This window comes from Streptomyces sp. NPDC059816, assembly GCF_042732055.1.
Taxonomy (GTDB): Bacteria; Actinomycetota; Actinomycetes; order Streptomycetales; family Streptomycetaceae; genus Streptomyces.
In genome coordinates, this window is the sequence record NZ_JBHWIQ010000003.1 from 42,994 (window position 1) to 67,802 (window position 24,809).

Consider the following 24,809-nt stretch of genomic DNA (forward strand, 5'->3'; position numbering starts at 1 on the left):
GGAATTCGATCGACACAGGGTGAAGCGGAGGCCTTGGTTCCGTGCCGCGAACCCCCTTGGCGCCGGGGGTGACGGGCTGCCAGGGGCGTCGGGCGGGACACACCTGGTCACCCGTCCACGACCCCCCGTCACGCCGCCCACCAACCCCTAAGCCAACCCTAAGAGGAACTCAAGCCAGAAATAACACCCCTTGACGGCATGCCCTTTGGGACATTCTTGCCTGGCACGGGGTGTCGTCAGAGGTCTTGACAACCCCGATTGGTCTGGACCAACTTGGGACAACGACGGTGGCCACCGTTTCGTATGCGCCACGTACACCGGTCGGACAGCCAGCCGCCCGGACCCCACGTTCTCGTCCTGTTCCAGCACGCCCCCACACCGGCGTTCAGTGATCCGTGCTTACTCGTTTCGCCACCACCCCACCGGAGGCAGCCAGTGCACCGCCGATCCCCCGCGCCCGCGCTCGCGGGCAGTGTCAGACGTCCCCACAGCACCGCCCGCAGGACCTGGGCCGGAGCCCTGTCCGCGGTACTCGCCGCATCCGCCCTGACGCTCACCGGGCTGGCGACCGACGCCGCCGCCGCGGACATCAACAACGCCAAGAACCCGGGCTTCGAGTCCGGGCTGGCCAACTGGACGTGCTCGTCCGGCACCGGCTCCAGCGTGGCCACCCCCGCCCGCAGCGGCGCCGCCGCGCTGAAGGCGACCCCCGCGGGCCACGACAACGCCCGTTGTAGCCAGACCGTCGCCGTCAAGCCCAACTCCCGGTACACCCTGAGCGCCTGGGTGCAGGGCGGCCTCGCCTACCTCGGCGCGACCGGCACCGGCACCACCGACGTGTCGACCTGGACGCCCGACTCCTCCGGTTGGAAGCAGCTGACGACCAGCTTCACCACCGGCGCCAACACCACCTCGGTCAACGTCTACACCCACGGCTGGTACGGCGCCGCGGCGTACTTCGTCGACGACGTCTCGGTCTTCGGCCCGGACGGCGGCGGGGGCGGCGAGGAGACCGTCATCCCGGTGCCCCCGACGGACGTCGCGGTCGGCGGTGCCACCAAGAGCTCCCTGGACGTGTCGTGGAAGCCCGTCGCCAACGCGACCGGCTACAACGTCTACCGCGACGGCCTCAAGGTGCAGTCCGTCTCCGGCGCCTCGGCGGTCGTCACCGGCCTCGCCGCGGACACCGAGTACACCTTCCAGGTCACCGCGACCAACGCGGCCGGCGAGTCCGGCAAGTCCACGCCGCCCGTCAAGGGGCGCACGGCGAAGGACGGCCCGATCACCGGGCTGCCCAAACACTTCGTGACGGGCTACTGGCAGAACTTCAACAACCAGGCCACCGTGCAGACCCTGGCCCAGGTCAGCGACAACTACGACATCATCGCCGTGGCCTTCGCCGACGCCACCAGCACGCCGGGCGCCGTGACCTTCAACCTCAACTCGGCCCAGCTCGGCGGGTACACCGACGCCCAGTTCCGGGCCGACATCCGCGCCAAGCAGGCCGCGGGCAAGAAGGTCATCATCTCGGTCGGCGGCGAACTCGGCACCGTCCGGGTCAACGACGCGGCCTCCGCGACGGCCTTCGCCGACTCCCTGTACGCACTGATGCAGTCGTACGGCTTCGACGGGGTCGACATCGACCTGGAGAACGGCCTCAACGCCACCTACATGACGCAGGCGCTGCGCTCGCTGTCGACGAAGGTGGGCTCCTCGCTGATCATCGCGATGGCCCCGCAGACGATCGACATGCAGTCCACCTCCGGTGAGTACTTCAAGACGGCGCTCAACATCAAGGACATCCTGACCGTCGTCAACACGCAGTACTACAACAGCGGCGCCATGCTGGGCTGCGACGGCAAGGTCTACAGCCAGGGCACGGTGGACTTCCTCACCGCGCTGACCTGCATCCAGGTCGAGAACGGTCTCGACCCCTCGCAGGTGGCCATCGGCCTGCCGTCCTCGACCCGCGCGGCGGGCGGCGGTTACGTGTCGCCCTCGGTCGTCAACAACGCCCTGGACTGCCTGACCAAGCTCACCAACTGCGGTTCCTTCAAGCCCGCCCGGGCCTACCCGGCACTGCGGGGCGCGATGACCTGGTCGATCAACTGGGACGCCACGGCCGGCAACGCCTGGTCCAACACGGTCGGACCCCACGTCCGCAGCCTCCCTTAGCGGGCTCACCGTCGGCGGTCACCGGGCCCCACACCGGTGACCGCCCGGGACACCGCCTCCGTGGGTGATCGCCGTGCACCCCCACTTGCACGGCGAACCCCGCCCGCAGCGCCGCCGTTCCCCGGCGGCGCTGCGGTGCGTCCCCACCCCGGCCACGGCGCCGGCCGAAGCCTCCGGAATACGATCACTTCCGGACCACGGGACGGGGACGGACATGGGTGGGGAGACGGACCTCCGCGACGCAGGTGCCCTCGCGGAGCTGCTGGCGCGGGGCGTACCGCTGGCGCAGGCGCTGCCGGACCCGGGACCGTACGACTGGTTGGCGCTGGACGAGGGCGTGCGGTGGCGCAGCCGGTACGGACCCGGGGGACCGCAGTCAGGAGGGGAGCGCCCCGCCCTGCTCCACGCCGGCACCGCGCTGCTCGACGACTCCCGCCTCGCCCTCGCCCTCTGCCACCGCGACGGACGCGTCCGGGCCGCCGCCCTGCACCCCGCGAAGACCCGGCCCGCCCTGCTGCCCCTGGTGGTGATCCGCTGCGCGGACTGGGCGGAACCGGTGCGTACCCGTGCCCGGGAGCTCCTGGAGGCGACCCTCGACGGCGACTGGGCCACCGCCCTGGCGCCGCTGCTGTTCCTCGTCGGCCGGGGCGAGCGGGGCGCCTTCGGCCTCCGGCTGCTCGACGGGGTGCTGCGCGCGGCGCCCGACGACCGGCTCCGCGTCCTGTTCGGCTCCCCCGAGCCCGGGGTACGGCGGTACGCGTACCGGCTCGCCGTGGAGACCGGGCGGCTGGACCCCGTCGAACTGGCCCGGACGGCCGCGCGGCGCGGCGAGGACCCGGTGGTCCAGCACCTGTGCGCGACGGCGGCCCTCGCGGCCCTGCCGGACGTCTTCCACCCCGCCGACGCCCACGAGGCCGTCCTCGGACCGCTGCTGTCCGCGCGCAACCCGCGCTGCCGCTCGGCCGGGGTCACCGCCCTGCGCCGTACGGGCCGACCGCAGCGGGCGGAGCCCTTCCTCGCCGACCGTTCGTCGGTGGTGCGGGCCTGCGCCCGTTACGTGGTGCGGCAGGCCGGCGGCGACCCCTGGACGTGGTACCGGGCGCAGTGCGCGGCACCCGACGATCCGGACCTGGCGCCGGGCGCGGTGATCGGGCTGGCGGAGGGCCACCAGCAGGCGGACGCGGAGCTGCTGTGGCCGTTGCTCGCCCACCCGGCGCCGGCGGTACGGGCCCGGGCGGTCGCCGGGCTGCGGGAGCTGGACCTCGCCCACGGGGACCGGCTGCGCCGTCTGTTGGACGATCCGGCGCCCGGAGTGGTGCGCGAGACGACGAGGGCCCTGCTGCCGTGGGCGCGCGGGCTGCCCGCCGAGTGGCTCCTGGAGCGTGCCGCGCCCGAGCGGCCCCGACACGTCAGGGTCGCCGCGCTACGCCTGCTGACGGCACGTGACGGGAGCGGGGAACTGCGGGCGGTGGCCCGGCTCCTCGCGGACGCCGACCCGGAACTGCGGGCCCGTGCCGAGCGGTGGGCGCAGCGCTGATCGCCCACCACCCGGGCAGCCGAAGCCGGGGGCGCCGTCAGAAGAAGTCGCCCCACGGCTGGTCGAGCACCTGCTTGACGCACAGCACCACGAACAGCAGCCCGGCGAGCCCGAGCACCGTGTTGCTCAGCGGGCCGTTGCGCCATTGACGGGGGGTGCGGGAGGAGTTGAGCAGCCAGATCAGGGTCAGCGACAGGAACGGCATGAACGCGGCGCCCAGCACCCCGTACAGGATCACCAGACGGAACGGCTGGCCCTGGAACAGCAGCACCATCGGCGGGAACGTCAGCCACAGCAGATAGCCGCGGAACGCCCAGGAGCGCTGCCGTTCGCCGGAGGCCACCGACGCGCCGGTGCCGCCCGCGGGGCCCTCCCGCAGTCGGCCGACGAAGTCCGCGAACATCAGGCTGACGCCGTGCCAGACCCCGATCAGCGAGGTGAACGACGTGGCGAAGAACCCGATGAGGAACAGCTTGGCGGTGGCGGTGCCGTAGCGGTCCTCCAGCACCTCGGAGAGGTCGAGCAGCCCGCGGTCGCCGCTGGCGATGGCGACGCCCGAGGAGTGCAACAGTTCGGCGCCCACGAACAGCATGGAGATCACGAACACCCCGGTGGTCGCGTACGCCACCCGGTTGTCGAACCGCATCACCTTCATCCATCCGGGGCCGGTCCACCCCTTGGCGTTGACCCAGTACCCGTACGCGGCGAGGGTGATCGTCCCGCCGACGCCGCCGATCAGGCCGAGCGTGTTGAGGACCGCGTCCTTCTCGTCGGGCAGGACGGGCAGCAGCCCGGCGAACGCGTCGCCGAGGTTCGGGGTCACCCGCGCCGCGAGGTACACCGTCACCACGAACATGACCCCGACCAGGACGGTCATGGCCTTCTCGAACACGGCGTACCGGTTGAACCAGACGAAGGCGAGCCCCACCAGTCCGCACACCACCCCCCAGGTGCGCAGGGACCAGCCGTCCGGGAAGAGCGCCTGCAACGGCAGCGCGCTGGAGGCCATCGCGGCGGCCCCGTACACGAAGCCCCAGACGACCACGTACACGGCGAAGAACGCGGTGGTCCACCGTCCGAGGCTGTGCCACCCGTCGAACAGGGTGCGTCCGGTGGCGAGGTGCCAGCGGCCGGCGGCCTCGGCGAGGGAGATCTTGACCAGGCAGCCGACGACCGCCGCCCAGAGCAGGGTGTATCCGAAGTTGCTGCCGGCGACCAGGGTCGCCACCAGGTCGCCGGCGCCGACGCCGGTCGCCGCGACGACGATGCCGGGTCCGATGTGGCGCCAACTCGACTTGCGCGGAGGGGTACCGGAGGCTTCCGGCACGGATGTGGGGGTGTCCGTCGTCTCGGCCATCCCTCCAAGGAACCGCAGACGCCCCCGTCCCACAAGGCCCGCCGTCCCCGCGCTCGGGGTGCGGCGACCGCGTGCGGGACGCGCGAGGGCCGGCCCGGGGTCTCCCCGAGCCGGCCCCTGCCGTGCCTCAGTCCTTCTTCTTGGCCGGCTTCCCCGGCTTCCCCGGCTTCGCGGCCGGCTCGGCATCCGTCGCGTCCGTCGCGTCCGCGGAGTCCGTGGGCTCTGTGGGCTCCGAGGGCTCCACCTCCGGGCGGTCCTCGGCCTCGGTGGTGTCATCCGCGTCCGCGTCGTCGAACCAGGCGTCCAGCGCCGCGTCCAGCTCCTCGGACCAGCGGGTGAGCTCGGCGCGGGACGAGGCCCGGATCTCGTTGGGGTACCAACGCCGGTCCGGGGTGTGGACGTAGAGCGTCAACCGGCGCGGGAAGCGGCCGGTGGTGATCTCCAGGGCGCCGATCTCGTCCCAGGTCCACTCCGCGGCCTGGTCGTCCAGCGTGAACCGGACACCGGTCTCGTCCACCACGATCGACCCGCGCCGGTCGGACACCTCGAACACGGGCCCGTCCTGCGCACCGGACTCACCGTCGGCGGAGTCGGAGTCGGAGTCGGAGTCCGAGGAGTCGTCGTCCGCCTCCGCCCGGGAGGCCGCGTCGGCTTCCGGTTCCGGGTCTGACTCCGGGTCCGGGTCCGGGCCGGATTCCGTGCGGTCCACCACCCCCGGCTGGGGAACCGCGACGGGCGTCGCGAGGCCGGGGACGTGCGCCGGGTCGATGGCGGCGGCGTCGACGAGCGAGGGGTTCTTGCCTATGGGCTCCACGGCACCGCAGTATGGCCGAGATTCCTGTGACGTGCATGAGCGGGGTACCCAATCGTGACGGACACGCCCGGAAAGGCCGGTTCCTTCGGTGCCGGTGGCTAGACGAACAGGCTGAGTACCGCGGCGACGGCGAACCCGGCCACCGACAGCACCGACTCCAGGACGGTCCAGGACTTCAGCGTGTCGCGCTCGGAGATGCCGAAGTACTTGGCGACGATCCAGAACCCGCCGTCGTTGACGTGGGACGCGAAGATCGAGCCCGCCGAGATGGCCATGATGACGAGGGCCACGAACGGCTGGGAGTGGTCCCCGGCCTCGATCAGCGGCCAGACGATGCCCGCGGTGGTGACGATCGCCACGGTCGCCGAACCCTGGGCGACCCGCAGCACCAGCGAGATCAGGTAGGCGAGCACGATCACCGGCAGCCCGAGGTCGTTGAACGTGTCCGACAGGGCCTGGGCGACCCCGCTGCCCTTGAGCACGGCCCCGAAGACCCCGCCGGCGCCGACGACGAGCAGGATGTTGCCGACCGGCTTCAGGGACGAGGTGGAGACCGTCTCCAGGGACTTGCGGGACCAGCCGCGGCGCACGCCGAGCAGCCAGTACGCCATCAGCAGGGCGATCGTCAGGGCGACGAAGGGGTGCCCGAAGAACTCGATCACCGAACGGGCGGTGGACGGGTCGAAGGCGATGGACGAGAAGGTGGCCAGCAGGATCAGCACCAGCGGGGTGCCGATGATGAACAGCACCGTGCCGAGCGGGACGGGCGCCTCGGTCGGCACCGTACCGGAGGCGCGCTGTTCCTCGGCGAGCGCGGCCCGCGACTCCTCGGCCGCCTCGACCATGTCCTGCGGAACGGGCACGAACAGCCGCTTGCCGATCCACGCGGCGTACCCCCAGGCGGCGACCACGGCCGGCACGCCGACGACGACGCCCATCAGGATGACCCACCCGAGGTCGACCTTGAGGAGTCCCGCGGCGGCGACGGGGCCGGGGTGCGGCGGCAGGAAGGCGTGGGTCATCGACAGGCCCGCGAGCAGCGGCATGCAGTACAGCAGGATCGACTTGCCGCCCCGCTTGGCCGCCGCGTAGACGATCGGCGCGAGCACGAAGATGCCGACGTCGAAGAAGACCGGGATGCCGAAGATGACGCCGGTCAGGCCCATCGCGAGGGGCGCCCGCTTCTCGCCGAAGAGGCCGAGCAGCCGGGAGGCGAGGACTTCGGCGCCGCCGGACACCTCCAGGATGGCGCCGAGCATGGTGCCCAGGCCGATGATGATGGCGACGTGGCCGAGGGTGCCGCCCATTCCGGACTCGATGAGCGAGACGGCGTCCGACTTCTGGACGGTGCCGAAGAGTTGGGTGACGGAGAGTCCGGCGGCCAGGCCGACCGCGATGGAGACGGTGAGCAGCGCCACGAACGGCTGGAGCCTGACCTTGATGATCAGGAACAGCAGCAGGGCGATGCCGAGGGCGGCGACCGTGAGGAGTCCGGCGGTGCCGGGGATCAGGGCCAGCAGACCGGTGGTGGGCGGGTCGGTGGCGGCGGGGGCGCTGCCCGCGGCGAGCGCGGGCCCGGCTATGGAGGTGGGGGCGGCCAGGGGATACATGAGGGAGCCTCGTACTTCCGTTGCGCGCCGGGCGGTCGGGTACGACGCCGTTCGCCCCTTCGCACGAGGGGCCGTCGGACACCTTCACCGGCGCTGCGGGCAGGACGGATCGCGGCACGGCGCCCTGCGGGGGCGTCGCACCGTGACGAGTGCGGTGGTGGGGCCTCAGTGAGTCGTGGGGAGCCCGGGGCCCGGTGGTCCTGGCGGAACACGTACCGGGCCCGGTACGGGCGGGCACAGTGGTGCGGTGGCGGTCCGGGCGCCCCCGTGGCAAGAGGGGGCACCCGGACCGGCCGGCGCGCGCCGTGCGCACGGCGGGCGCCGCGTCGAGGGGCCGCGGACTGCCCCCGGGGGACTCAGGCCCGGGACGGCCCCTCGACGCGAGACGTGGACGATCGAGCGGTCAGCCGAGGACGGCGAGCGCGTCGATCTCGATGAGGAGGCCCTTGGGCAGGCCCACGTACACGGTGGTGCGCGCGGCGGGCGGGGCGGTCAGGCCCTGCTCCTCGAAGTACGCGTTGTAGATCTCGTTCATCTCGGCGAAGTGGTCGACGTCCGTGAGGTAGACGCGGACCATCATCACGTCGTCCCAGCTGGCGCCGCCCTCCTCCAGGATCGCCTTGACGTTGGCGAAGGTCTGGAGGGTCTGCTCGCGCAGGGTGGGGCCGGCGGGCGTCGGGGGCTGGCCCTCGACGGCGGGCAGGAAGCCGACCTGGCCGGCGACCTGGAGGAGGTTGCCCTTGCGGACACCGTGCGAGAACTTCGCGGGCGGGGTGGTGTGGGTGGAGGGGGTGAGGGCGGTCTTCTCGGTCATGGGCGTTCCTCGGTCGGGGTGGTACGGGACGGCCCGGGTCCACCGGTGGCGGGGCCCGGGGTGGCGGCACCGGGCGCCCCCGTCCCCGAGGGGTGGGGGTTGCCGGAGTACTCGCGGCTGATGGCGTCGGCGGTGCGCCGCACCAGGGGCAGCAGGGTGAGGAGTTCGTCGGCGGTGACGACGACGTTCGGCGCGGACACCGACATCGCGGCGACGAGCCGCCCGTCGGTGCCGCGCACGGGTGCGCCGATGCAGTTGATGGACTCCTCGTGGCCACCGAGGTCGGTGGCCCAGCCCTGTTCGCGCACGGCGGCCAGTTCCCGGAGGAACGCGGCGGCGCTCGGCGTCGAACGGGACGTGTACATGGGGTAGTCGAGCCGTTCGGCGATGGCGCGCCGCTCGGCTTCGGGGAGGTCGGCGAGGAGCAGCTTGGCGACGGCGGCGACGGTGATCGCGACGGGCTTGCCGATCCGCGAGTACATGCGGACGGGGTAGCGGCTCTCCACCTTGTCGATGTAGAGGACCTCGTTCTCCTCGTAGACGGCCAGGTGGACGGTGTGGCCGATCTTCTCGTTGAGGGCGACGAGGTGCGGGTGGGCGATCTCGCGCACGTCGAGGTTCTCGACGGCTTCCTGGGCGAGGGCGAAGAGCCGGGCGCCGAGCCGGTAGCGCTGGTCGGACTGCCGGTAGACGAGTCCGTGTTCGTGGAGGGTGCGCAGCAGCCGCAGGGCGGTGGACTTGTGGACGCCGAGGCGTTCGGCGACCTTGCCGAGGTCGGCGGGGCCTTCCGCGAGCAGCGGCAGGATCGACAGCGCTCGGTCGACGGTCTGGCTCATCTGGTGGGTACCTCCTCCTGGGCCCTGGGGTCGGCGTCGGTCCAGCCGGGGCCGAGTCGCAGTCTCCCCCACCCGGCGTCGTCGAGTGCGGCCAGGTGGTCGGCGCGTTCCCGGGTCGGGGGCACGGCGAGGTCGCCGGGGACGGTGAGGGCGGCGGCGGCCATCAGGTGGCCGTGCCGGAGCCGGTCGCGGACGGGGAGCCCGCGCAGGGTGGCGGAGAGGAACCCGGCGGCGAAGGCGTCGCCGGCGCCGACCGGGGCGACCACGTCGACGGTGAGGGCGGGGACGAAGGTGCGGGTGCCGTCGGCGGCGAGCGCGACGGCTCCGTGGGCGCCCTGCTTGACGACGACGAGGTCGGGTTCGGGGAGGGCGGCCCGGATGGCGGCGGGCCCGCCGGTGACGCCCCAGGCGACGGCGGCCTCGTCCTCGCCGACGAACACCAGGTCGCAGGAGCGGGCCAGGGACAGCAGCACCCGGCCGGCGCGCTCGTGGTCGCGCCACAGGTTGACGCGGTAGTTGACGTCGAAGGAGAGCAGCGGGCGGTCCTCGCGGGGGCCGGTCAGCTCTTCCAGCAGGGCGAGGCAGTCGGCGGAGAGCGCGGCGGTGATCCCGGACAGGTGCAGCACGCGGCCGGCGAGCAGCGCGGGCAGGTCCATGGTGGTGGGGGACATCGCGGAGGCGGCGGAGCCGGCGCGGTAGTAGACGACCTCGGCGAGGGGGGCGCCGTCCGCGCCGGGTGCCTCGCCCTTGCGCACGGCGCGTTCCCCGGCGGTGCGGAAGTAGATCCCGGTGGGTCGGTGTTCGTCGCGGCGGACCCCGCTGGTGTCGACGCCGTGTTCCCCGATGGCGCGGACGAGGTGGGCGCCGAAGCCGTCCTCGCCGACCCGGCTGATCCAGCGCACGTGGTGGCCGGCGCGGGCGAGGGAGCAGGCCACGTTGGACTCGGCGCCGCCGATGCCGCGGGCGAAGGAGGGGACGTCCTCCAGCGGGCCGGGCTCGGAGGGCAGGAAGGTGACCATCGACTCCCCGAGGGTGACGGCGTCCGGCCGGTCGCCGCGCCGGTCGCCGTCCGACCGCAGGGGGGCGTCGGGGGCGGGGGTGGCGCGGGGCGTGGCGGCTCCGGATGCGGTCACGGCGGTGGGGCTCCTCACTGGTCGTCGGCTCGTGGTCGGCCGACCGTGGGACCGGTCGGGGGGCGGGCGATCGGCCGGTGGGCTCCGTTGACCCGGCGTCGGCTCGGATGTTAGACAGCTACGTGCGACATACGCAATGAGTGTTGCACATGTTGCAAAACGCACACTGGAAGTCGCAGACCCCCAGGCACCCTCGCCCCGACCCCGGGAGGCTCCCATGGCCGCCGTCAACGACGACGAGCAGACCGCGACCCCGCAGCGCGCCGCCGCCCTGGCCGCACTCGCCGCCGAACGCGTCGACCACCGCTTCAAGGGGCTGCCCCCGGACGCCGAGGGCCTGACCGTCGGCGCCCTCGCGGCCCAGCGGCGCAACCTGTTCACCGGCGGTTTCACCACCCCGGTCCTGGCGCTGTCCGCCGAGCGCCTGGAGCACAACCTCGCGCTGATGGAGCAGTACGCCGAGCGCCACGGCCTGGCCTTCGCCCCGCACGGCAAGACCTCCATGGCCCCGCAGCTCTTCGCCCGGCAGATCGAGCGCGGCGCCTGGGGCGTCACCCTGGCGCTCCCCCACCAGGTCCGGGTGGCCCGCGCGTTCGGCGTGCAGCGGATCTTCCTCGCCAACGAACTCGTCGACCCGGCCGCCCTGCGCTGGCTGGCCGCCGAACTCGCGGCCGACCCCGACTTCCGGTTCCTGTGTTACGTCGACTCGGTGCGCGGCGTGCAGCAGATGGACCGGGCCCTGACCGGCTCCGCCCGCCGCCTGGACGTGGTGGTGGAACTCGGCGCGGGCGAGGGCGCCCGCACCGGCGCCCGCACCGAGGCCGAGTGCGCGGCCGTCGCGGACGCCGTCGCCGCCACCTCCACGCTGCGCCTCGTCGGCGTCGCCGGCTACGAGGGCGAGGTCCCGGGCGCCGACCCCGAGCGGGTGCGGTCCTGGCTGCGCCGGCTGAACGCGCTCGCCGTCGCCTTCGACGCGGCGGGCCGCTTCGCCGGGCTGGACGACATCGTGGTCAGCGCGGGCGGCAGCGCCTGGTTCGACGCGGTCGCCGACGTCTTCGCGGAGCTCCCCGCGCTCTCCGCACCGGCGCTGAAGCTGCTGCGCTCCGGTGCGTACGTCTCCCACGACGAGGGCCACTACGAGCACGTCACGCCCTTCAACCGGGTCCCCGAGGAGGGCGCCCTGCACCCGGCGTTCCGGCTGTGGACGCAGGTGGTGTCCCGGCCGTCCCCGGAGCAGGCGTTCACCAACGCCGGCAAGCGGGACGCCGCCTACGACCTGGACCTGCCGGCCACCCGGACCGTGCACCGCGACGGCGTCGAACACCCGGCGACCGGGGTGACGCTCACCGCCCTGTCCGACCAGCACGGCTGGCTCGTCACCACGCCCGAGGCCGACCTGGAGGTCGGCGACTGGCTCTCCCTCGCCCTGTCGCACCCGTGCACCGCCTTCGACAAGTGGCAGCTGATCCCCCTGGTCGAGGCGGACGGCACGGTCACCGACTTCATCCGCACGTATTTCTAGCGCTTCCAGTGCTTCTAGCCCTTCTGCCCCCTCTATCCCGCTGCACCTTCCGCTAGCCCGAGCCCGGAGGAAACGCATGGACCTGGTGATCAAGAACGCTCGTGTGGCCGACGGGACGGGCGTCCCCGCGTACCGGGCCCATGTGAGCGTCGTGGCGGGCCGGATCGCGGAGATCCACCGCACCGGCCCACCCCCCGCCACCAGCGGGGAGACCCTGGACGCCGACGGGCTCACCCTGGCGCCCGGCTTCATCGACATGCACGCCCACACCGACCTGGCCCTGCTGCGCGACCCCGCGCACACCTCGAAGGCCGCGCAGGGCGTCACCCTGGAGGTCATCGGTCAGGACGGGCTGTCCTACGCGCCCGTCGACGACACCACCCTGGCCGCGATCCGCCGGGCCATCGCCGGTTGGAACGGCGACGGCTCCGACATCGACTTCGACTGGCGCTCGGTCGGCGAGTACCTGGACCGCCTCGACCGCGCCCACACCGACCCCGACGGCAACCGCGGCATCGCCGTCAACGCCGCGTACCTGATCCCGCAGGGCAGCCTCCGGATGCTCGCCGTCGGCTGGGAGGACCGCGCGCCCACCCCCGCCGAACTGGACCTCATGCGCGCCGAGACCGCCAAGGCGATGCGCGAGGGCGCCGTGGGCATGTCCTCCGGCCTCACCTACACGCCCGGCATGTACGCCCAGGACGCCGAACTCACCGTGCTGTGCCGGGTGGTCGCCGAACACGGCGGCTACTACTGCCCGCACCACCGCAGCTACGGCGCGGGCGCCCTCCAGGCGTACGAGGAGATGGTCGCCCTCACCCGGGAGGCCGGCTGTCCGCTGCACCTGGCCCACGCCACCATGAACTTCGGCGTCAACAAGGGCCGCGCCGGCGACCTGCTGGACCTCCTCGACAAGGCGCTGGCCGAGGGCGCCGACATCTCCCTCGACACCTACCCGTACACCCCCGGCTCCACCACCCTGGCCGCCGTGCTCCCGAGTTGGGCCAGCGAGGGCGGCCCCGACGCGACCCTCGACCGGCTCCGGGACGACGCCACCGCCGAACGCATCCGCCACCACCTGGAGGAGATCGGCTCGGACGGCTGCCACGGGGTGCCCGTCGAGTGGGAGACCATCGAGATCTCCGGCGTCACCGATCCCGCGCACACGCACTACGTCGGCCGTACGATCCTCCAGACCGCCACCGCGACCGGTCGAACCCCCTGGGACACCGCCCGCCGTCTGCTCCTCGACGACCGGCTCGGCGCGACGATCCTCCAGCACGTCGGCCACGAGGAGAACGTCCGGACGATCATGCGCCACCGGGTCCACACCGGCGGCTCCGACGGCATCCTCCAGGGCGCCAAGCCCCACCCCCGCGCGTACGGGACCTTCCCCGAGTACCTGGGCAAGTACGTACGCGAGTTGGGCGTCCTGTCCCTGGAGGAGTGCGTCGCGCACCTCACCTCCCGCCCCGCCGCCCGGCTCCGCCTCGCCGACCGGGGGACGGTCCGTGAGGGGTACCGCGCCGACCTCGTCCTGTTCGACGCGGACACCGTCGCCGCCGGCTCCACGTACGAGGTGCCGCGCGCCTACCCCACGGGCATCCCGCACGTCCTCATCGACGGGAAGTTCGTCATGCGCGACGGCCGCCGCACGGACGTCATCGCGGGCCGCACGGTCCGGGGCCCTGCCTACCGTCCGGCAAACGGGTGACCATCGACCTCTCCCCAAGAGGCCGCCCCTCGTGCGACGATCCGGTCCCATGATCACCGCGAGCGAAGTCAAAAGACGCACGGGCGGGACCGGCCCGATGCCCCTGCTCACGTTGGACGAGTTCTTCGAGGGCAACACCGACGAGGAGTGCATCGGCCCCAACCAGTGGGGCTACGGCCGCCCTCCGATCGCCGAACTCGCCGCCCGCCTGCGGGAGATCGACCAACGCGAGGACGTCGTCTGGACCCGGGTCCAGCTCCACCCGCGGACGGCGGAGACCGCGAGCGGCACGCTGGCCGCCGAGGGCATAGCCGTGTGCACGTACGCCGAGGAGGAAGTCTGCGCCCAGTGGGTCGACGGATTCGAAGCGGACGTGTTCCTCGGCCTCGCCGACTGCTACTGCGAGGTCCCGAAGGTGCCCGAGGGCACGGCCATCTGGTCGGTCGTCTGGGAGTGACGCCCCCTCACCCGGCCGCCGGGTCCACCCCACCTCGGGGCCCGGCGCCGAACAGTTCCATCTCGAACCACACGGTCTTGCCGATGCCGTAGGGGCGCGGGAAGGCGCCCCAGCTGTGCGACAGCGCCTCCACCAGTGCGAGTCCGCGGCCCGATTCCTCCTCCGGCCCGGCGCTGCGCGCGATCGGCATCGCCACGCTGCCGTCGGTCACCTCCACGCGCAGGGTGTCGTCCACGACCTGCGCCCGCAGCACCAGGTCCCGCCCGTACGGCACCCGGGCGTAACACACCGCGTTGGTCATCAGCTCGCTCACCAGCAACACGGTGGTGTCGCTGACGTCGTCCATGACCTTCCACGCGTGCAGTTGCCGGCCGAGGAGGTGACGCGAGAGGCCCACCGTGCGGGGGTTTCGCGGGAAGCGCCACTCAAAAGTGCTGGGGTGAGGGGGATTTGCACGATCCATGGGGATCAGCGTGGTCGAGTCGTACTACCGTCCGGAAGTGACCGCGCAGGTACAGCGCGCGACGACCCCACCCTGTCCTGGCCAGAGGAATGCCCATGACCAACGCTTCGACACCACCCGTTTCGTGGAGCTACTGTGGCGATCAGATCAAGCTGTGGCGCCAGGTCTCGTCGGTCACTCGGGAAGCGCTGAGCGACGAGGCGAACTATCACATCGACTACGTGAAGGCGATGGAGAACGGCCGCCGCAAGCCGACGGCGCAACTCCTCAGAACTGCGGATCAGCTATGCGGGGCCAAAGGGCTCCTGATCGCGGCGCAGAAGTACCTGATTCCCGAACCAAATACTCAACACACCATGGAGTTCATGGACCTTGAGGCAAGGGCCACGGTGATCAACTCGTATGAACCGCTCGTCGTACCCGGGCTGCTGCAAACAGAAGCTTATTGCCGGCACCTCTTCTCCACATGGATGCCTCTCGTAGACGAAGAGGTCGTCGAGGAGCGAACTCTTCGCAGACTGGAACGGCAGCGAATTCTTCGCGAGTCACGTCCACTCGTCTGGTTCAGCTACGTGATCTTTGAAGCCGCGCTACGAGGGACGCTGGGTAGTCGAGGCATCATGAAGGAACAGCTGCACCACTTGCTGGAGGTCGGACAACTCCGCAACGTCTCCCTCCAGGTGCTCCCGTTCAGTCGTTCGGACCACGAAGCACGTGGCGGCTCGTTCGTCATCTTCGAAGCCGAGGAGGAGACGTACGGATACACCGAGTCTTCCGGGATCAACCTCCTGACCTCGGATCACGCGAGAATCGCACCCATGAACATGCGCTACGGCGCGCTTCGCGCCCAATCCCTCACCATGGATGAGTCGATGGACTTCATCCGAACGATCGCGGAGGAACAATGAGCGAGCAACTCAACTGGTTCAAGTCGTCGTACAGCCAAGGGTCGATCGGCGAGCACTGCGTCGAGGTCGCCCTCAACTGGCACAAGTCGACGCACAGCGACGGGTCGAGCGGGGCCGACTGCGTCGAGGTCGCGGCCTGCCCGCACCGCGTCCACCTGCGTGACTCCAAGCTCGGTGACGACAGTCCCACGTTCCAGGTCGAGGCGGCATCCTGGGGGTTGTTCATAGCGACCATGCGCATGTGAGGGACAGGTGAACCCGTGGGGGGTTTGGTCAAGGGTGGGAACACGTATCTGCCGTCCGCGCCGTTGCGGATCGCCGTACGGCACGGACTGGACGCGACGGCGCTGCTGCTGAACGACGAGGGAGCCGTCCGGGGGGACGGCGACATCGTGTTCCACGGTCAGCCGGAGCATCCGTCGGGAGCGGTCCGGCTGACCGGCGAGGACGACGGCACCGAGTGGCTGGAGGTGGACCTCCCGACCGTGGAGCCGGACATCACCCGCGTACTGCTCGTCGGCTCGACGGAGGTCGGCACCCTCCGGGACGTCACGGAGCCGTCCGTGGAGGCGTTCGCGCCGGACGGCACCTCGGTCGTCCGCTACGAGGTGACCGACGCGGCGGACGAAACGGCTCTCGTGTTCGCGGAGTTGTACCGTCGCGCCGGCGGCTGGAAGTTCCGCGCGGTGGGCCAGGGTTACGCGGACGGACTGACGGGGCTGGCCCGGGACCACGGCGTCGACGTGGCCGAACCGGGCGTCGCACCGAGCCCGGTGGCCGCGTACCCGGTGGAGTGGACGTTCGGCACGGACTTCGCGCCGTACGTCGTGGTGGGCCGCGACAAGGAACGCGTCACGGTACCTCCGTACGTCCCGCCGGGCCCGGTCCTCCTGGAACTGGCGGTCGAGGGCGACCGACCCGTCGACCTGGAACTCACCGACGAACAGGGCCGGCTCGATTTCGTCTTCGTCTCCAGCTACGAGCCCGACTTCCGGGGACGGTTCCTCGCGACCGTGCCGGACGTGGGCCCCTTGCGCCTGCGGGTGGACACCGAGGGCCTGTGGCGGCTGCGCGTCCTGCCGCTGTCCCACGCCCGCCGACTCGGCGAGGCGCGCGAGGGCCACGGCCCCGAGGTCCTGTTGCACACCACCGGCCCGACCGCCCTCACCCTCCGGCACCAGAGCACGGAGGACGTGATCCTCAACGTCCACCCGGTGGACGGAACGGGCCTGGCCGACCACGAGCGCCTGATCAACGAGTTCAGCGGCGGGTACCGGGGCACCGTACAGCTGCCGGGTGGACCCCTGCTCGTGGACCTGTCCCGTGGGGAGGGTCGTTGGACCATGGCGGTGGACGACCCGGCGGCCGTCCGGGACCTCCCCGCGCCTCCCGTCGCGGCCGAGTCGACCGGGGCGGAACTCCCCGGTCCGTTCGAGGTGCCGTCGACGCTAGCCGCCGAGTTCACGCCCTTCATGTGGACGGACCGGGGCCACGCCCAGGTCACCGTGGCCCCCGACGTACCGCCGGGGCCCGCGATCCTGGAGCTGATCGTGCAGAGCGGGAAGCGGGTCTCGCTGCACACCCTCAACGAACACGGCTACAGCGCGGAAGAGTTGCTGGATCAGTGGCAGGGAGACGGCTTCCGCGGGCGGTTCCTCGTGGTGGTGCCCGCAGACCGCCCGCTGGCACTGGGGGTGGGCGCGGACGGCGACTGGCGGCTGCGCGTCCTCCCGCTGTCCCACGCCCGCCGACTCGACGAGGCCCGTGAGGGCCACGGCCCGGAGGTGCTGGTGCACACCACGGGTCCGGCTGACCTCACCTTCCACCACCGCGGGCAGCGGAACGTGGTGCTCTGGTCCCGCCAAGTGGACGGCGCGGAGGAACTGCCGCATCCCGAGCTGCTGCTGAACGAGGCGGGTGAACGGGTGGACACCGTCCCCCTCCACCGGGGACCGGTGATCCTGGCCTTGTCAATGGCCGACTGCGATTGGTCCACCACCCTGGACCACGTGCTCTGGCCCGTCGCGGACCCGGCTCCCCGCCGGGTCAGGGAGCTGCCGACCGCACCGGCAGCCGCCGCGCCACCGGTCACGCCGCCGCAGGAGTTCGGGCCGGTCTTCGCGCCGTTCGCCGTGACGGGACAGCGCAGCAGTGTCATCACGGTGCCCCCGAGCGTCCCCGCGGGCCCCGTCATCGTGGAGCTGGCCGTCCGGGGCAACGGGTACACCGGACTCCACGTGCTGGACCGCCACAACGCCGAGCGCGAGGCGCTGGTCAGCTCCACGCACCCCGGCTTCCGGGGCCGCGTGCTCACGGAAGTGCCCGACGACGGTCCACTACGGCTGTCCCTGAAGGCGGAACACGGCTGGAAGCTACGGGTGTTGCCGCTCACCGAGGCCCGGCACCTGGGGGAACCGCTGACGGGCAACGGGCCCGAGGTGCTGTGGCACACGGCGGGCGCGGCCGACCTCACCGTGCAGTACCAGGGCGAGGACGACCTCATCGCGGACCTGATCGAGGTGCGCGGACGGCGGGACCTGCCGCCGAGCCGGCCCCTGATCGACAAGAACGGCAGGCGCCAGGAGACCGTCCCCCTGCCCGAGGGGCCCGCCCTGGTCGAGTTCACCCGGGCGGACGGCCCCTGGACCGTGGAGCTGAGGAACGTCCGTCCGCCGAGCGCCGCGCCGGCGGACGTACTGGAGCCCGTCCCGACCCGCCACCACGCGCCCGGCACCACCGTGGACACCATGACCGGCGGGGTGCGGGGCTGGCTGCACGGTCCGGTCTTCACGCCCTTCGCGACCGAGGGCCGCGGCGAGCGGGTGATCACCGTACGGAACGTGCCGGCGGGACCGGTGCTGCTGGAGTTCTCCCACGAGGGTGACGGCTACGTCGAGTGCATGACGCTCAGCAGGTGGAACCGCGAGGAGGACCACGTCTTCAGTACGAGCCTCTCCCAGGTGCGGCTCACCGCGCTGGCGACCTCGCCCAAGCACCGGCCGCTGCGGATGCGGATACAAGCGCAGGGCTCGTGGACCCTACGGGTGCTCCCGCTGTCCGCCGCACGTGAACTCTCCGGCACCTTGACCGGGGAGGCGCCCGAAGTGCTCCGCTACAGCGGCCCCGCGGCCGACCTGCACCTGGACGTGAAGACCAGGCGCGGCACCTACACCCTGCTGCGCGGCTACGAGGTCGAGGGAACGAGCGAACTCCCCGAAGGCGACACCCTGATCAGCGAGGACGGCGGGCTGAGTGCGATCACGCCGCTCCCCCGCGGACCCTTGCTGCTCCAGTTCGAGCACGTCGAGGGGGTCTGGACGATGACCGCGCACCCTACGGTGAGCAAGAGTTGAGGCGGCGTCAGCTGTCGACCCGGGCCACGCCGACCCATCCGGGATGCGAGATGACTTAGGGTACCCTTACCAACCGTTCGTTCCCGTGGAGGACCCATGCCCCGTCGATCAGTGCTCAGCGATGGCGGGGGCTCGACCTGGGGAGTGGCCGAGTACGGGGACCCCGCGGGGCACCCCCTCGTCCTGCACCACGGACTGATCGGCTCGGCGGTGCTCCCGCACGTCTGGGACCAACTCGCCGGCCCGGCCGGGGTGCGCCTCATCGCCGTGGAGCGCCCCGGGTACGGGGTGACCCCGCCCCGGGAGATGACCCGGATCGCCGAGTGGGCGACGCTGCTGGAGCCGCTGCTCGACCGGCTGGGGGTCGACGCGTTCGACGTGCTCGGCATCTCGGCCGGCGCCCCGTACGCGTACGCCCTGGCGGCCGGGTTCGGGGAGCGGGTGCGCGGGGTGTGGGTGCTCAGCGGACTCCCGTACGTCTGCGACGACGCGGTGCGCGGCCACTACCCGCAGGCCGCCGAGCCGGTCTGGGCGTTCTACCGCGAGGGTCCGCCCGACGAGGTCGCCGCGAGCTTCGCGGCGGCGGCCCCGCGCTTCGCCGGGGCGTTCGCCACCTCGCCCACGATGCTCGCCGCCCTCGCCGAGGTCGACGACCACCACCAGCGGGGCCCGGCCCGGGAGGTCCGGCTCCAGAGCCGCCCGTGGGGGTTCACCCTCGCGGACGTCCGGCGCCCGGTCCGTCTGTGGCACGCCGTCGAGGACGAGCAGGTGCCGTTCGAGGCGGTCCGTGCGACGGCCGCGCTGCTGCCCGACGCCCGACTGACCGAACAGCCCGAGCCCACCCACGTGCCCGCCGAGTCCAGCCTGCGGGCGCTGTTCGGGGAGTTGGCCGAACGCAGGGTCGCGCCCCCGGAGGAGGGAGGCGCGACCCAGCGTCACTGACCGCCGGCGAGCGGCCTGCGTCAGCGGTCAGCGGTCAGCGGTCAGCGGTCAGTTGGGGAGTCGGTCCAACAGCCACTCGCCCAGCTCCGGAGTCAACGCGGAGTGCCGGGTGTTCGCCTCGGAGGAGGCGATGAAGTCGTCCACGTCGAAGGCGTCGTAGTCCAGGCCGGACAGGTCCTCGTAGAGGGATTCCTGACTGATGTCGCGCACCGAGAGGGCGCTGCCGGTCGGGACGAAACAGGTCTCCGGATGGTGGGCGACGGCCGCCATGCCGAGCAACGGCTTGGTGAGGTTGGCCGCGGCGATCCCGAAGGAGTCCAGGGTGCCGCCGGGTGCACCGTCGAGTTCGGGCAGCCCGCGGTGGCGCACGTGCTCCTCGCGGAGCAGGTCCTTCAGATGGGCGAGCACCGCCTTGCTGTCGGGAGTCTGGGTGAGCAGGGTGGTCGGCTTCAGGCCGCCCTTGGTGACCTCAAGTGCGGGCTCCCCGGCGGGCACCCCGTTGCCGACACCGTCGAGCCGGCCGTTGGCGAGCGCCAGCAGCCGCGGGATGCGCGGCCAACCGCCCACCCGCTTCAACTCGTCGAGGAACTCCGCGCGCAACGGGTCCTCGGCCGGCGAACCGTGGACGGTCTCGATGTGCCGCCACAGGAGTTGGCGGGCCGCGGGGCTGTTGATCTGGTTGCTGAGCGCGGGTGCGACGGGCTTGAGGAAGTGGGCGAGCGCCTGGAGGGAGATCGGGATGGAGGCGCCGCGGTGCGGGCTGTCGAAGCTGAAGTAGGCGGCGGTCTGGTGGTCCATCCGCTGGGTCTCCAGCTTGGCCAGCGCGTAGCGGGTGATCAGTCCGCCCATGCTGAAGCCGCCGACGGTCAGCCGGGTGTCGCCGAGCCGTTCCGCGACGGTCCGCAGGATGCAGGCGATCGCCGTTTGGGCATTGGTGAGGAGGGACGCCGACCGTTCGTCGTAGCCGAGCAGCACGAGGTCGTGCCCGCGCTCACGGAGCAAGCTGATGAAGGGCAGTTGGCCGCGCTCCAGCCCGTGCCAGAAGGCGTCGAAGTCGGTGGGGCCGGAGTTGAACCCGTCCGAGAGGATGACCGGCCGGACCAGGGCACGGTTCTGGACGCCGTAGTAGACGCGGGCGGTGCCACCCGGCAGGGCCCAGGTCTCGTCGGCCTCGGGGGCGGGCGGCGGGGCCTGCTGGCCCTCACGAGCGAACAGGCCCCAGGACTGGACGGGGATCTCGGTCACGCGATCTCACCTCGGCGAAGCAGGCGGCTGGGCCGCGACGGAAGGACGGAAGGGTGGGCGCCCGACAGGGAACCTAGCCCGCCGAACGTCACTTCACGTGGCCGATACGACACTTAGCGTGAAATCGATCATCCGGCGACAAACCCGTGTCCGGGAGTGCACGGGGGGCGCGGGTTTCGGGCAGCGCGCGAGCGCACACCACTCCGCGCCGGGGCACACCTGAACGTTCCCGGTGGATCTCCCGCTCGTACGGGTGGGTTACCGCGGGAGGACTGCCCAGCCGGTGCCGCCATCCGCTACCCAGGGGGCATGACGACGCAACCGGCCCGTGCGGGCGTGCGACCGGGGAAACTCCTCACGGCTCGCACGCTCCTCCCGCTGGCTCTCGCCCCGCTGCTCCTGTCCACTCCGACGCTCCCGGCGTCCCCTGCGCACGCCGCCACGGCGACGATGCAACTCGAAGACGCCCTGTCCACGCTCCCCACCGCCGAGGAGGACCGCTCCGGTTACACGAGCGATGCGTTCCCCCGCTGGAACGCGGGCGCGGACCTCACCGACGGCTGCGACACCTTCCGGGAGGTGCTGATCGCGGAGGCCGTCGAGGCCCCCACCGTGGGCCCCGGCTGCCGGCTGTTGGGCGGCAAGTGGCACTCGTACTACGACGACCAGATCGTCAACGACCTGGGCTCGTTGACCGTGGACCACGTCGTCCCGTTGGCGGAGGCGTGGGGTTCGGGCGCCTCCGCCTGGACCGCGGAACGCCGTGAGGCGTACGCCAACGACCGCGGAACTCCGACCACCTTGACCGTGGCGACCAAGCGGACCGTCCAGGAGAAGGCCGACCGGGACGTGGCGAACTGGCTGCCGCTGGAGGGCGACAAGTACTGCCGGTACATCGGCGAGTGGGTCTCCACCAAACACCGCTGGTCGCTCAGCGCCGACAAGGACGAGGTGGAGGCGTTGAAGCTGTTCGCGGACAACTCCTGCGAGGAGACCGTCGTGATCTACGTTCCGGCAGCCGACTGACACCCCACCATCCCCTGCCCCACCGCCCGCCCCGGCCCGGACCGCCTCCGGGCCGGGGCGCGGCGGATCGGGGTCGACTGCCTCACCACCGGCGGCCCCACCGCCACGGTGACCGGCCGTCTGGTCCGCACCAGCCCGGGTCACCCGTGGCGGATCGCGCTGGCCCCGCGGACCCGCATGGGGTTGAGCTTCCACGTGCCCGAACAGGGAGCGACCCGGGTGGGGCTGTCGGGCGCGACGGCCAAGGGGGCGCCTCCGCTGACCCGTTGCATGGCTCCCGCCGCCGACATGCCGGTCACCGAAGGGGCGTTCACACTCCGGGACAGGTCACCGCGGGGCGGTACGGCGACTACGCGCTGACCACACCGCTCGACGCCCGGTCGCACGTGCGAGGCATCACCCGGACGGGTGGACCATCCGGGCATATCGCTCGGCCGTTTCCGCTGCGCGTGACCCCGGGCCCCGGGTGCCGGATACGCCGGGTGCACGGCGCGACCAACCGATTGCACCGGTGTACAGCGAAAGCAGGCGATGGACGCATGAGCGAAGCCAGGAACACCCGCACGCCCCGCGACGGGGCCCGCACCAGGTCCAGGATGACGTGGACCGCGTGGGGGGCGGCGGCACTGGCATCGATGGCGACGGTGACGTCCGCGGGGACGGCGGTGGCGGACGAGACGCACACCGACTCGCACAACGGCCACCGGATCACGGTGATCTCCATCGGAGAGATCGACGACCCGGCGGAGGACGTGCTGGAGCACGCCGCGATCCTCGGCAGCGAGACCTCGACGGTCGGCTGATCCCTCGGGCCGGCCCCGTCCGGCCCCGTCAGAGCACCCCGCGGGGCCGGAACTGGACGCTGATCCGGGGGCCGGCGGCCCGTGCGCTCTTCGGCACGGCGTGTTCCCACGTCCGCTGACAGGAGCCGCCCATGACGATCAGGTCCCCGTGACCGAGGGCGTACCGGGCGGCCGTGGGGCCACCGCCCCGGGGACGCAGCAGCAGGTCGCGGGGCGCACCGACGGACACGATGGCGACCATGGTGTCCTCGTGGGCCCCGCGCCCGATGCGGTCCCCGTGCCAGGCGACGCTGTCCCGGCCGTCGCGGTAGTAGCAGAGGCCGGCGGTCACGAAGGGCTCGCCGAGTTCGGGGCCGTAGCGCTCGTTCAGCGCCGCCCGGGCGACGTCCAGCGCGGGGTGCGGCAGCGGGCGGCCCCGGCCGTAGTGGCACAGCAAGCGGGGCACGTCGACCGTCCGCTCGTACATCTCCCGCCGCTCGGCCCGCCACGGTACGTCCGTCGCGAGTCGCGCGAACAGTTCGTCCGCCCCGGACACCCACCCGCGCAGCACGTCCACCCAGGCCCCGCCCCCCAGCGCCGTGCGCCGCACCGCGGCGAGGTCCCCGGGCCGCGGTGCGCCCGCCTCGGGGCCCGGGCCGGCCTGATCGAAGAGTGAACCTTGCAGCGCGTGGGACATGCGTCCACCCTAGAACACGCTTCGCACTGGTGTGCGATTCGGAGCCATCGGTAATGACTGGTACTGCTGCTACCAGCACAAGGACCACGGCGGTCGGCGCCTGATGTGGAACGAGGCGAAGTCCCGACACCGTCACCGGGAACGACGAGAGCTGCAAGGACTACAACAGGGCCGACTGCTTCTGGACGACCTGGTGATCAGCGGCTGAAGCGGCTGCCCGCGGGGGCCCGAACCCGGACGAGGCCCCCGCGGAACCCCCCATCTGCCGCGGTGCCGTCCCGTGCCGTCCGCCGGGCGCGGTCGGCCCGGCGGACGGGAGCCGGACGGAGTGGCGGTCGGCCAGGTGGTGCGCGAGGAGCTGTACGACGTCCGCGTCCGTGCGGGCGGCCAACGTGGCGTCGGCAGCAGCGGGACGGCGGAGCGGGCTATGTGGTCCAGCTCCGGCAGCGCGAAGTCGGGCGCGATCAGTGTCGCGGCGGCGTGCCGGGCGGCGAAAGCGGGGTCAGGTGGGCGGTGTCGCCCCAGGCGGACAGCCGGAGCCGGTCGCCGTCGCCGCTCCAGTGCGACAGGGAGGCGTTGGGGACCGGCGGCAGCCGTTCCGGTGCGGTGGCCCCGATGCCCGCGAGCACGTAGCGCAGGGCGATGACCACGCCGTCGTGCGCGACGACCAGCACCCGTCGCCCGAGGGCGGCCCGCCCCAGGTCGGTGAGGAACTGTCCGACCCGTACGGCGACGTCGGTGAACGCCTCCCCGCCGGGCGGCCGGTAGCACCACTCGCCCAGCAGCTCCCGGCGCTCCGCCTCCTGCGGCGACCGGGCGCGCAGCGCCGCCGGCGGGTGCAGTTCGAAGACGCCCATCTCGCGGTCCCGCAGTCGCTCGTCGACCAGGACGTCCGGCCTCGGGGTGCCGAGTGCGGCGGCGCGCTCCGCCATGGCCTGCCAGGTCTCCCTCGCCCGGGCGAACGGGGAGCAGACCACCAGGTCAGGACCGGCCCCGGGAGCCCGCCCGGCCAGCCAGTCGCCCAGGGCCTCCGCCTGCGCGGCGCCGAGGTCCGACAGCGGGACGTCCCGGTCGCGGCCCGGCACCGGGGCGGTGGACCCGGCCGCCTCCGCCGCGGCGAAGGCGAGGTTGGCGGTGCTCTGCCCGTGCCGGACGGCCCACAGGTCGGCCAGCGGACAGGGCGCCACCAGGCCGGTCGGCGGGGCGTCGGCGCCTGGGTGGGGGGAAGGGGAGGGAGATCGTAAGCTCATGGCACCTCTCACGGAGTCGGTGGAGCGGAGCAGTACGGTGCGGAACGGGCCGAAGCGCACCGCTCCGGGCGTGGCCCGTAGCTTGCCCGGCTGGCCGGGGCCCGTCCACAGCGCCGCTCGCGCCCGCCCGCCGGGGCCCGTACCCGCACCCCGGATCACGGGCGTCGACGCCCC

Annotated in this window: 22 protein-coding genes; 12 read left to right on the top strand and 10 right to left on the bottom strand. The window is 72.3% G+C overall.

The window, feature by feature from the left end; genetic code table 11:
* Positions 1 to 435: 435 nt before the first annotated feature.
* Together ACFV88_RS05010 and ACFV88_RS05015 are read left to right on the top strand one after the other, a co-directional pair.
* Positions 436 to 2,175 carry a chitinase gene (locus ACFV88_RS05010; RefSeq protein WP_385486130.1) on the top strand — a complete coding sequence of 580 codons (1,740 nt, stop codon included), beginning with the start codon at positions 436 to 438 and terminating at the stop codon, positions 2,173 to 2,175.
* Positions 2,176 to 2,389: 214 nt separating this feature from the next.
* The gene (locus tag ACFV88_RS05015; protein WP_385486131.1) at positions 2,390 to 3,712 is read left to right on the top strand and encodes a hypothetical protein; all 1,323 of its coding nucleotides are present in this window, start codon (positions 2,390 to 2,392) and stop codon (positions 3,710 to 3,712) included.
* A gap of 37 nt (positions 3,713 to 3,749) precedes the next feature.
* Here ACFV88_RS05015 and ACFV88_RS05020 read toward each other — a convergent pair whose 3' ends face one another.
* From ACFV88_RS05020 to ACFV88_RS05045, 6 genes are all read right to left on the bottom strand, one after another.
* Positions 3,750 to 5,069: an Nramp family divalent metal transporter gene (locus ACFV88_RS05020; protein WP_385486133.1), complete on the bottom strand. Its 1,320-nt coding sequence runs from the start codon at positions 5,067 to 5,069 to the stop codon at positions 3,750 to 3,752.
* A 127-nt stretch (positions 5,070 to 5,196) separates the two neighbouring features.
* Positions 5,197 to 5,883 (bottom strand): hypothetical protein, encoded by a 687-nt coding sequence (locus ACFV88_RS05025; protein WP_385486135.1) that lies wholly within the window; start codon positions 5,881 to 5,883, stop codon positions 5,197 to 5,199.
* A 98-nt stretch (positions 5,884 to 5,981) separates the two neighbouring features.
* A complete protein-coding gene (locus tag ACFV88_RS05030) occupies positions 5,982 to 7,493 on the bottom strand; it encodes a GntP family permease (RefSeq protein ID WP_385486137.1) in 1,512 nt (503 codons plus the stop codon).
* Positions 7,494 to 7,896: 403 nt separating this feature from the next.
* Entirely contained in the window at positions 7,897 to 8,307 is a 411-nt protein-coding gene (locus ACFV88_RS05035) for a RidA family protein (protein WP_385486139.1), read from the bottom strand.
* Entirely contained in the window at positions 8,304 to 9,143 is an 840-nt protein-coding gene (locus tag ACFV88_RS05040) for an IclR family transcriptional regulator (RefSeq protein ID WP_385486141.1), read from the bottom strand. Before ACFV88_RS05040 ends, ACFV88_RS05035 begins: the two co-directional genes overlap by 4 nt.
* Positions 9,140 to 10,276 carry a sugar kinase gene (locus ACFV88_RS05045; RefSeq protein ID WP_385486143.1) on the bottom strand — a complete coding sequence of 379 codons (1,137 nt, stop codon included), beginning with the start codon at positions 10,274 to 10,276 and terminating at the stop codon, positions 9,140 to 9,142. The genes ACFV88_RS05040 and ACFV88_RS05045 overlap by 4 nt, the downstream gene beginning before the upstream one ends.
* A gap of 217 nt (positions 10,277 to 10,493) precedes the next feature.
* Here ACFV88_RS05045 and ACFV88_RS05050 point away from each other — a divergent pair, with 217 nt between their 5' ends.
* From ACFV88_RS05050 to ACFV88_RS05060, 3 genes are all read left to right on the top strand, one after another.
* Positions 10,494 to 11,798 (top strand): alanine racemase, encoded by a 1,305-nt coding sequence (locus ACFV88_RS05050; protein WP_385486145.1) that lies wholly within the window; start codon positions 10,494 to 10,496, stop codon positions 11,796 to 11,798.
* A 76-nt stretch (positions 11,799 to 11,874) separates the two neighbouring features.
* The gene (locus tag ACFV88_RS05055; RefSeq protein ID WP_385486147.1) at positions 11,875 to 13,512 is read left to right on the top strand and encodes an amidohydrolase family protein; all 1,638 of its coding nucleotides are present in this window, start codon (positions 11,875 to 11,877) and stop codon (positions 13,510 to 13,512) included.
* A gap of 49 nt (positions 13,513 to 13,561) precedes the next feature.
* Entirely contained in the window at positions 13,562 to 13,969 is a 408-nt protein-coding gene (locus tag ACFV88_RS05060) for a hypothetical protein (protein ID WP_385486149.1), read from the top strand.
* 7 nt (positions 13,970 to 13,976) lie between these two features.
* On the opposite strand, the gene ACFV88_RS05065 is transcribed toward ACFV88_RS05060, so the two are convergent.
* The gene (locus ACFV88_RS05065; protein ID WP_385486151.1) at positions 13,977 to 14,432 is read right to left on the bottom strand and encodes an ATP-binding protein; all 456 of its coding nucleotides are present in this window, start codon (positions 14,430 to 14,432) and stop codon (positions 13,977 to 13,979) included.
* Positions 14,433 to 14,527: 95 nt separating this feature from the next.
* On the opposite strand from ACFV88_RS05065, the gene ACFV88_RS05070 reads away from it, so the two are divergent.
* From ACFV88_RS05070 to ACFV88_RS05085, 4 genes are all read left to right on the top strand, one after another.
* Positions 14,528 to 15,340 (top strand): helix-turn-helix domain-containing protein, encoded by an 813-nt coding sequence (locus tag ACFV88_RS05070; RefSeq protein WP_385486153.1) that lies wholly within the window; start codon positions 14,528 to 14,530, stop codon positions 15,338 to 15,340.
* A complete protein-coding gene (locus ACFV88_RS05075; RefSeq protein ID WP_385486155.1) occupies positions 15,337 to 15,585 on the top strand; it encodes a DUF397 domain-containing protein in 249 nt (82 codons plus the stop codon). The genes ACFV88_RS05070 and ACFV88_RS05075 overlap by 4 nt, the downstream gene beginning before the upstream one ends.
* A gap of 15 nt (positions 15,586 to 15,600) precedes the next feature.
* The gene (locus ACFV88_RS05080; RefSeq protein ID WP_385486157.1) at positions 15,601 to 18,693 is read left to right on the top strand and encodes a TerD family protein; all 3,093 of its coding nucleotides are present in this window, start codon (positions 15,601 to 15,603) and stop codon (positions 18,691 to 18,693) included.
* 96 nt (positions 18,694 to 18,789) lie between these two features.
* A complete protein-coding gene (locus tag ACFV88_RS05085; RefSeq protein ID WP_385486159.1) occupies positions 18,790 to 19,635 on the top strand; it encodes an alpha/beta fold hydrolase in 846 nt (281 codons plus the stop codon).
* 48 nt (positions 19,636 to 19,683) lie between these two features.
* Here the strand turns inward: ACFV88_RS05085 and ACFV88_RS05090 are convergent, their stop codons facing one another.
* Positions 19,684 to 20,880, bottom strand: coding sequence for an esterase/lipase family protein (locus ACFV88_RS05090; protein ID WP_385486161.1), 1,197 nt, complete (start codon positions 20,878 to 20,880; stop codon positions 19,684 to 19,686).
* Between the two features lie 309 nt (positions 20,881 to 21,189).
* Here ACFV88_RS05090 and ACFV88_RS05095 point away from each other — a divergent pair, with 309 nt between their 5' ends.
* Together ACFV88_RS05095 and ACFV88_RS05100 are read left to right on the top strand one after the other, a co-directional pair.
* Positions 21,190 to 21,906 carry a DUF1524 domain-containing protein gene (locus tag ACFV88_RS05095; RefSeq protein WP_385486163.1) on the top strand — a complete coding sequence of 239 codons (717 nt, stop codon included), beginning with the start codon at positions 21,190 to 21,192 and terminating at the stop codon, positions 21,904 to 21,906.
* 539 nt (positions 21,907 to 22,445) lie between these two features.
* Entirely contained in the window at positions 22,446 to 22,709 is a 264-nt protein-coding gene (locus tag ACFV88_RS05100; protein WP_385486165.1) for a hypothetical protein, read from the top strand.
* A gap of 28 nt (positions 22,710 to 22,737) precedes the next feature.
* On the opposite strand, the gene ACFV88_RS05105 is transcribed toward ACFV88_RS05100, so the two are convergent.
* Positions 22,738 to 23,385 carry an alpha-ketoglutarate-dependent dioxygenase AlkB gene (locus ACFV88_RS05105; protein ID WP_385486167.1) on the bottom strand — a complete coding sequence of 216 codons (648 nt, stop codon included), beginning with the start codon at positions 23,383 to 23,385 and terminating at the stop codon, positions 22,738 to 22,740.
* A 31-nt stretch (positions 23,386 to 23,416) separates the two neighbouring features.
* On the opposite strand from ACFV88_RS05105, the gene ACFV88_RS05110 reads away from it, so the two are divergent.
* The gene (locus ACFV88_RS05110; RefSeq protein ID WP_385486169.1) at positions 23,417 to 23,593 is read left to right on the top strand and encodes a hypothetical protein; all 177 of its coding nucleotides are present in this window, start codon (positions 23,417 to 23,419) and stop codon (positions 23,591 to 23,593) included.
* A 256-nt stretch (positions 23,594 to 23,849) separates the two neighbouring features.
* Here ACFV88_RS05110 and ACFV88_RS05115 read toward each other — a convergent pair whose 3' ends face one another.
* Complete coding sequence (locus ACFV88_RS05115; protein WP_385486171.1) at positions 23,850 to 24,635, bottom strand: histidine phosphatase family protein; 786 nt, start codon at positions 24,633 to 24,635, stop codon at positions 23,850 to 23,852.
* Positions 24,636 to 24,809: the final 174 nt, after the last annotated feature.